General features: G+C 61.9%; 7 protein-coding genes and 1 pseudogene. All 8 read right to left on the bottom strand.

The window, feature by feature from the left end:
- Nucleotides 1–394: pseudogene (locus B3M53_RS05620) on the bottom strand (NADH-quinone oxidoreductase subunit M); the annotation flags it as partial.
- A gap of 90 nt (nt 395–484) precedes the next feature.
- Complete coding sequence (gene nuoL / locus B3M53_RS05615; protein ID WP_286799808.1) at nt 485–2,617, bottom strand: NADH-quinone oxidoreductase subunit L; 2,133 nt, start codon at nt 2,615–2,617, stop codon at nt 485–487.
- 9 nt (nt 2,618–2,626) lie between these two features.
- A complete protein-coding gene (nuoK, locus tag B3M53_RS05610) occupies nt 2,627–2,938 on the bottom strand; it encodes an NADH-quinone oxidoreductase subunit NuoK (RefSeq protein WP_009800975.1) in 312 nt (103 codons plus the stop codon).
- Nucleotides 2,938–3,546 carry an NADH-quinone oxidoreductase subunit J gene (locus B3M53_RS05605; protein WP_022699585.1) on the bottom strand — a complete coding sequence of 203 codons (609 nt, stop codon included), beginning with the start codon at nt 3,544–3,546 and terminating at the stop codon, nt 2,938–2,940. The genes nuoK and B3M53_RS05605 overlap by 1 nt, the downstream gene beginning before the upstream one ends.
- A gap of 104 nt (nt 3,547–3,650) precedes the next feature.
- Entirely contained in the window at nt 3,651–4,145 is a 495-nt protein-coding gene (nuoI, locus tag B3M53_RS05600) for an NADH-quinone oxidoreductase subunit NuoI (RefSeq protein ID WP_286799807.1), read from the bottom strand.
- A 1-nt stretch (nt 4,146) separates the two neighbouring features.
- Nucleotides 4,147–5,229, bottom strand: a complete 1,083-nt coding sequence (gene nuoH, locus B3M53_RS05595) for an NADH-quinone oxidoreductase subunit NuoH (RefSeq protein ID WP_286799806.1) — start codon at nt 5,227–5,229, stop codon at nt 4,147–4,149.
- 5 nt (nt 5,230–5,234) lie between these two features.
- Complete coding sequence (gene nuoG, locus B3M53_RS05590; protein WP_286799804.1) at nt 5,235–7,346, bottom strand: NADH-quinone oxidoreductase subunit NuoG; 2,112 nt, start codon at nt 7,344–7,346, stop codon at nt 5,235–5,237.
- Between the two features lie 9 nt (nt 7,347–7,355).
- Nucleotides 7,356–7,625, bottom strand: a 270-nt coding sequence (locus B3M53_RS05585) for an NADH-ubiquinone oxidoreductase-F iron-sulfur binding region domain-containing protein (protein ID WP_286799802.1), incomplete at its 5' end; no start/stop codon positions are given.

The following is a 7,625-nucleotide window of genomic DNA, read 5'->3' as shown; positions in this document are numbered from 1 at the left end:
TGATCAGGAACATCGGGATCAGCGAGCCTTCAAAGAAGATGTAGAACAAGATCATGTCGAGCGCGCAGAACACGCCGATGACCAGGGTCTCCAGCAGCAGGAAGGCGGCCATGTAATCGGCGACGCGCTTGTCCAGCTTCCAGCTCGACAGGATGCAGATCGGCATCAGGAACGCCGTCAACACCACGAACAGGACCGAAATGCCGTCCACGCCCATCTTGTAGGAGATGCCGAGCGCGGGCAGCCAGGGCAGGTTTTCCACGAACTGGAAGCCAGCCTGTGATGAGTCGAATTCAGCCACCAGCAGGAGCGACAACGCGAAAACAAAAAGCGACACGAACAGCGCAACACCCTTGGCGTTGCGGTCCAGCACCGCGCTTTCCTCGCTGCGCATCAGGGCGCGCAGTAGCAAGATCGCGACCGCCCCGAGAGCGGGCAGGAAGGTGATGGCGGAGAGGATGGGAAGTTGACCGAGCATGAGACCCTACGCTCCAGCGCCAGCGATCAGCCACAGGGCCAGTCCGAGGACCCCGATGAGCATCACGAATGCATAGTGATAGAGATAGCCGCTCTGCAGCTTGGCGATCCTGCGGGCCGAGGACATCGCCGTGGCGGCGATCCCGTTCGGTCCCAGACCGTCGATGATTTTCTGGTCGCCGAACTTCCAGAACAGATCCCCCAGACCGCGCGTGGCCCGGACGAATGTGGCGTTGTAGATCTCGTCTACATACCATTTGTTCAGCAGGAAGCGGTGCAGCGGACCGCTCTTCTCGGCGATACGGCGCGGCAGCTCAGGATTGGCCATGTAATAGTACCAGGCCAGCGCAAAGCCGAGCAGCGTCACCGCCACAGGCGCAAACAGCACCCAGGTGGGCGGATGGTGCCCGGCATGCTCGCCGTCATGAGCATCGCCATGATCATCAGCGGCGCTGACAGCGTGTTCCTGAGCCGAATGGGCTTCATCGTCCGACATGGCCGCTTCCAGCGAGGCGGCTTCCGCCTCGCTCAGCTCGACGCCATGCTCGTCGGCGTGGCTTTGGCCATAGCCTTCGACCAGATGGCCGTAATTGCCTTCGGCGTACGGTCCGGCCGGCAGGCTTTCCTCCCAGAAGGTCAGAGCGCCCTTGCCGACGAAATCGGACTTGAACGCCATGCCGGCGAACAAGGCGCCGATGGCCAGCAGCACCAGCGGGACCACCATGACGGGACCGCTTTCATGGGCGTGCTTGAGCACTTCTTCCTTGCCGCGGTGCTTGCCGTGGAAGGTCATGAAGATCAGACGCCAGGAATAGAAGCTGGTCAGGCCTGCCGCGATGACGCCGATCCAGAAGGCGAACATGCCGAAGGCGACGCCGTCCTGGCCCATCATGAAGGCTTCCTCGATGATCATGTCTTTCGAGTAGAACCCGGCGAAGCCGATCCCCAGGAGCGGAATGCCCACGCCCGTCAGCGCCAGCGTGCCGATGATCATCATGATCCAGGTGACCGGCAGCAATTTGTAGATGCCGCCCATATTGCGCATGTCCTGCTCGTCATGCAGGCCGTGAATGACCGAGCCTGCGCCGAGGAACAGAAGCGCCTTGAAGAACGCGTGCGTGAACAGGTGGAACATGGCCGCCGAATACAGGCCCAGACCGGCCGCGAAGAACATGTAGCCCAGCTGTGAACAGGTGGAGTACGCGATCACGCGCTTGATGTCGTTCTGCGCCAGCCCCACGGTCGCCGCGAACAGAGCTGTCGACGCGCCGATAAAGGTGATGAAGGCGGAGGTGTTGGGCGCCAGCTCGAAAATCGGATAGGCGCGGCACACCAGAAACACGCCTGCGGTCACCATGGTGGCGGCGTGGATCAGCGCGGACACAGGGGTCGGGCCTTCCATCGCGTCGGGCAGCCAGACATGCAGGAAGAACTGCGCGGACTTGCCCATGGCGCCGATGAACAGCAGGAAGCCGATCAGTTCGAGCACTTTGAAATTCATGCCGAAGAAGGCGATGGTTTCATCCACCATGCCCGGAACCTGGGCGAACACCTCATCAAACTGCAACGACCCGAACACCAGATAGATCGCCATGATGCCGAGCGCGAGGCCGAAATCGCCGACGCGGTTGGTCACGAACGCCTTGATGGCGGCGCTGGTGGCGCTCTCTTTCTGGTACCAGAACCCGATCAGGAGGTAGGAGGCGAGTCCCACGCCTTCCCAGCCGAAGAACATCTGGATGAAATTGTCCGCCGTCACCAGCGACAGCATGGCGAAGGTGAACAACGACAGATAGGCGAAGAACCGCGCGCGGTGCGGATCATGGGACATGTAGCCCCATGAATAGACGTGCACCAGCGAGGACACCGACGTGATCACGACCAGCATGACCGCCGACAGCGTGTCCAGGCGGATCGCCCAGTTGATCTCGAAATTGCCGACCGCCATCCATTGCGCCAGCTCGATCGTGCGGGCGTTGCCGCCGACCGCGACGTCAAAGAATAGCACCACAGAGCCGAGCGCCGCCGCGATGGTGGCGCCGGTGGTCAGGATCTGGGCCAGACGGTCCCCGATCTGCTTTTGCAGCAGACCGGCGATGATGGCCGCCAGAAGCGGGGCGAAGACGACGATATAAGCCATGACCGTGCGCTAGCCCTTCATCAGGTTGACGTCATCAACCGCGATATCGCCGCGGTTGCGGAAGAAGACGACGAGAATGGCGAGACCGACCGCCGCTTCGGCGGCCGCGACCGTAAGAATGAACATGGCGAAGACCTGGCCGGTCAGATCGCCCAGATGGGCGGAAAACGCGACCATGTTGATGTTCACAGACAGCAAGATCAGCTCGATCGACATCAGAAGAATGATGACGTTCTTTCGGTTCACGAAGATGCCGAAGACGCCAATGGTGAACAGGATCGCCGCCAGGGCGAGATAATGACCCAAACCAATTTCAAGCATCAGCCAATCCCCTCGCCGCTTTTGATGTCGACGATCTCGACGGAGTCTTCGCGCTTGCGATTGACCTGGGCGTGCATGTCCTGGCGCTTGACGCCGTCGCGATGGCGCAGGGTCAGCACAATGGCGCCGACCATGGCGACCAGCAGCACGAGGCCCGCAAGCTGGAAGAAGAACACGTAGCGGTCATAAATGAGCGCGCCCAAGGCGGCGACATTGGTCATGTCGTCCGGCGTTGGTGATTGCAGAGCGGAGCTGGCGCTGTCGGCGCTGACCCAGCCCAGCCCCGTGGTCGCCAGAATGCCGGCGAGCGCGATGGCCACCAGGCCGCCGAGCGGCGCGTGACTGATGAAGCCTTCCTTGAGCTGGGCGAAGTCGATGTCGAGCATCATCACCACGAACAGGAAGAGCACCGCAACCGCGCCCACATAGACGATGACCAGGATCATCGCCAGGAACTCGGCCCCGAGAAGGACGAACAGCCCCGCCGCCGAGAAGAAGGCGAGGATCAAGAACAGCACCGCTCGAACCGGGTTCTTGGCGATCACCACCATCAAGGCGGAGAACACGGCGGTCGCTGAGAGAATGTAGAAGGCCGCTGCTGACAGCACTGTTGCCCCCCTTACGGGCGACGAGCAGAGGCTCGCCGGACTGAGATCAAGTGGAGCGGGAGAGAATCCCCAGCCCCGGTATGGAGTCGCGCGCCGTGATAGCGTTAACGGTAGCGCGCGTCGAGTTCGAGGTTCCGCGCAATTTCACGTTCCCACCGGTCGCCGTTATCGAGGAGCTTGGCTTTGTCGTAGTACAGCTCTTCGCGGGTTTCGGTGGCGAATTCGAAATTCGGCCCCTCAACGATTGCATCCACCGGGCATGCCTCCTGGCAATATCCGCAATAGATGCATTTGGTCATGTCGATGTCATAGCGCGTGGTGCGGCGCGACCCGTCGAGCCGCGGCTCGGCGTCGATCGTGATGGCCTGCGCGGGGCAGATCGCCTCGCAGAGTTTGCAGGCAATGCAGCGTTCTTCGCCGTTGGGGTAGCGCCGCAGCGCATGTTCGCCCCGGAAACGCGGGCTGAGCGGCCCCTTTTCATGGGGATAGTTCAGCGTGGTCTTGGGCTTGAAGAAATACTTGAACCCAAGCGCCATCCCTTTCCACACATCCTGAAGCAGGAAGTACTTGGCGGCGCGGGAATAATCGATCTGCGTCATCTCAGCCTCCTACGGTCCAGCGGGCATAGATGCCCCAAAACCAGTCGAATTTCGCCGCGAAGCTCACGAAGACCACCCAGAAGAGCGAGAACGGCAGGAAGACCTTCCAGCCCAGACGCATCAGCTGGTCATAGCGGTACCGGGGCACCAGTGCTTTGACCATGGCGAACATGAAGAAGAAGAGAACCACTTTGATCGCGAACCAGAACACCGGGGGGACCCAGGTGAACGGAACAATATCAAACGGCGCATGCCAGCCGCCCATGAACAGGACGGTCATGAGGGCGCACATCAGAACGATGTTGAGATATTCGCCGATCATGAACAGCAGATACGGGGTGGAGGAGTATTCCACCTGATAACCGGCCACCAGTTCGGATTCCGCTTCGGGAAGGTCAAACGGCGGACGGTTGGTTTCCGCCAGCGCCGAGATGAAGAACATCACGAACATCGGGATGGTGATCACGAACACCGGGACCGGGAACATGTCGAACGACAAGACGTGCCAGTTCCAGAACCCGCCGGCCTGCGCCTCGACGATATCGGTCAGGTTCATGCTGCCGACCATGAGAAGGATGGTCACCAGAATGAAGCCGATGGAGACCTCATAGGACACCATCTGCGCCGCCGAGCGCATGGCGCCCAGGAACGGATATTTCGAGTTGGACGCCCAACCGCCGATGATGATCCCGTAAACGCCCAGCGAGCTGATGGCGAAGATGTAGAGGATGCCGACATTCAGGTCCGAGATCACCCAGCCCGGCGCCACCGGGATCACCGCCCAGGTGATGAAGGCGAAAGTCAGCGTCAGAAGCGGCGCCAGAATGAACAGCGGCCGGTCCGCGCCGGCGGGCACGATGATTTCCTTCAGGACGAACTTGATGAAGTCCGCAAAGGACTGCAGCAGGCCGAACGCGCCGACCGTGTTGGGGCCTTTGCGCATCTGAACCGCCGCCCAGACCTTGCGGTCCATCAGCAGCAGGAAGGCCAGCGACAGCAGCAAGACAACCATGAAGCCCAGGATCTGGCCTACAGACGCCAGCGTGCCCCAGAGCGGTCCCCATTGAGTGACGAAATCGTACATGCGCCCTACTCCGCCGCTTGCAGGGTTTGCCGCGCCGCCGTCGCCGCAGCTGAACACTCAGCCATGGTCTTGGACGCCCGCGCGATCGAATTGGTAAAGTAGAAGTCGGTGACCGGGCTCGTGAACGGCGCGTCGGACACATCGCCCGCCTCACCCAGCTCAGCCGGTTTGAATTCAGCCGAATTCAGAGCGCCCGGAGCGTGATCAATCTGGCCCAGGATCTCATGATCCCCGATCAGCTTGGCGCGCAAAGCGTTCAAGTCGTTATATGGCAGCGTCTTGCCAAGGCGTGCGGACAGAGCGCGGAAGATGGCCCAATCCTCTTTCGCCTCGCCCTTGGGGAACACAGCGCGCTCGGCCATCTGAACCCGGCCTTCGGTGTTCACGTAAAGGCCCGGCTTTTCGGTGTAAGCTGCGGACGGCAATACCAAATCCGCGCGTTGCGCGCCTTTGTCGCCATGGTGGCCCACATAGATCACGAAGGCGGAGCCCAGCTTGGCCATGTCGATCTCGTCCGCGCCCAGAAGCACGACGGTGTCCACGTCGCCCGACGCCGCGCCCTCAAGAATGGCATTGGTGTCGCGACCGCCTTCGCCCGGCACGAAGCCGAGATCAAGCGCGCCGACGCGGCTCGCCGCCGTATGCAGCACGTTAAAGCCGTTCCAGCCGTCTTTCACTGCGCCGATCTTGTCCGCGAGTTCGCCCGCCGCGCGCAGCACCTGCGCGCCATCTTCACGCGCCAGCGCGCCAGCGCCCAGAATGATCATCGGACGCTCGGCGTCTTTCAGGGTCTTGATGAAGCCCGAGCGCTTGCCGCCAAGAGCTGCGAGGTCTTTGGCGCCCTCGCCCACATGGGCATAGTCATAGGTCAGGTCGTGGGCTTCGCCGATGACGCCGATCTCGCACTTGCCGGTCAGCCAGCGCTGACGGATGCGGGCGTTCATCACCGCCGCTTCCACGCGCGGATTGGCGCCGACGATCAGAATGGCGTCGGCCTGATCAATGCCCTTGATCGTGGAGTTGAACAGGTAGCTTTCGCGTGGACCGGCGCCGAGTTTCGAGCCGTCCTGACGCGCGTCGATGGATTTGACGCCAAGCGCATCAAACAGCTCTTTCGCGGCGTAGAGCCCCTCGACATCGTTCATATCGCCCGCGATGACGCCGATTTTGGAGGCGTCGCCGGACAGTTTCTCTTCGGCGATGGTCAGGGCTTCATCCCAGTCGATCGGCGCGAGCTTGCCGTCTTTCTTGGCGAACGGGCGATCCAGACGCTGGCGGCCAAGTCCGTCCCAGACAAAGCGGGACTTGTCGGAAATCCACTCTTCATTCACGTCGTCATGCAGGCGCGGCATGATGCGCAGCACGGCGCCGCCGCGGCTGTCGACGCGGATGTTGGAGCCAAGCGCGTCCATCACGTCGATGGTCTCGGTCTTCGTCAGCTCCCACGGACGCGCATTGAAGGCGTAGGGGCGAGAGGTCAGCGCGCCCACCGGGCACAGATCGATGACATTGCCCGACAGTTCGGACGTCATGGACTGTTCCAGATAGGTGGTGATCTCCATGTTCTCGCCACGGCCGATCGCGCCCAGCTCGGGCACGCCCGCGATCTCGGTGGAGAAACGGACGCAGCGCGTGCACTGGATGCAGCGGGTCATCTCCGTCTTGATCAGCGGACCCATGTATTTTTCTTCGACCGCGCGCTTGTTCTCGTCAAAGCGGGAACCGGAGCGGCCATAGGCCAGGGACTGATCCTGAAGGTCGCATTCGCCGCCCTGGTCGCAGATCGGGCAGTCGAGCGGGTGGTTGATCAGGAGGAACTCCATCACACCCTCGCGCGCCTTTTTCACCAGCGGGCTGAGCGTGCGCATTTGCGGCGGCTCGCCATTGGGCCCGCCGCGCATGTCGCGCACCAGGAAGGCGCAGGAGGCGACGGGTTTGGGCGCGCCCACCAGCTCCACCAGGCACATGCGGCAATTGCCCGCCACAGACAGACGCTCGTGATAGCAGAAGCGCGGGATTTCCCGGCCTGCCGCTTCGGACGCCTGAAGCAGGTTGTAATCGTTGGGGACGGTGACTTCCTCGCCGTCGATCACGATGGTGCGCAGATTATCAGACATGTCTGGTTCCTACTCCGCAGCCTGGGGCGTGAACACCGGCTTGCCGGCGCGGTAGTTGTTGATGCGATCTTCGATCTCGGAACGGAAATGGCGGATCAGACCCTGAACCGGCCAGGCCGCCGCATCGCCGAGCGCGCAGATGGTGTGGCCTTCCACCTGACCGGCCACGTCCAACAGATCGTCAATCTCGCTCGTCTCCGCTTCGCCGCGGGACATGCGATCAAGCACGCGCCACATCCAGCCGGTGCCTTCACGGCACGGCGTGCACTGGCCGCAGCT

Source organism: Oceanicaulis sp. UBA2681 (assembly GCF_002354675.1).
GTDB lineage: Bacteria > Pseudomonadota > Alphaproteobacteria > Caulobacterales > Maricaulaceae > Oceanicaulis > Oceanicaulis alexandrii.
The sequence above is the reverse complement of the archived record's forward strand: the minus strand, read 5'-3'. Positions and strand labels throughout refer to the sequence as shown.

Excerpts from the sequence above, each read along its gene's own strand:
- nuoL (WP_286799808.1), bottom strand. The coding sequence starts at position 2,617 with ATGGCTTATATCGTCGTCTTCGCCCCGCTTCTGGCGGCCATCATCGCC.
- nuoK (WP_009800975.1), bottom strand. The coding sequence starts at position 2,938 with ATGCTTGAAATTGGTTTGGGTCATTATCTCGCCCTGGCGGCGATCCTG.
- nuoI (WP_286799807.1), bottom strand. The coding sequence starts at position 4,145 with ATGACGCAGATCGATTATTCCCGCGCCGCCAAGTACTTCCTGCTTCAG.
- nuoH (WP_286799806.1), bottom strand. The coding sequence starts at position 5,229 with ATGTACGATTTCGTCACTCAATGGGGACCGCTCTGGGGCACGCTGGCG.
- nuoG (WP_286799804.1), bottom strand. The coding sequence starts at position 7,346 with ATGTCTGATAATCTGCGCACCATCGTGATCGACGGCGAGGAAGTCACC.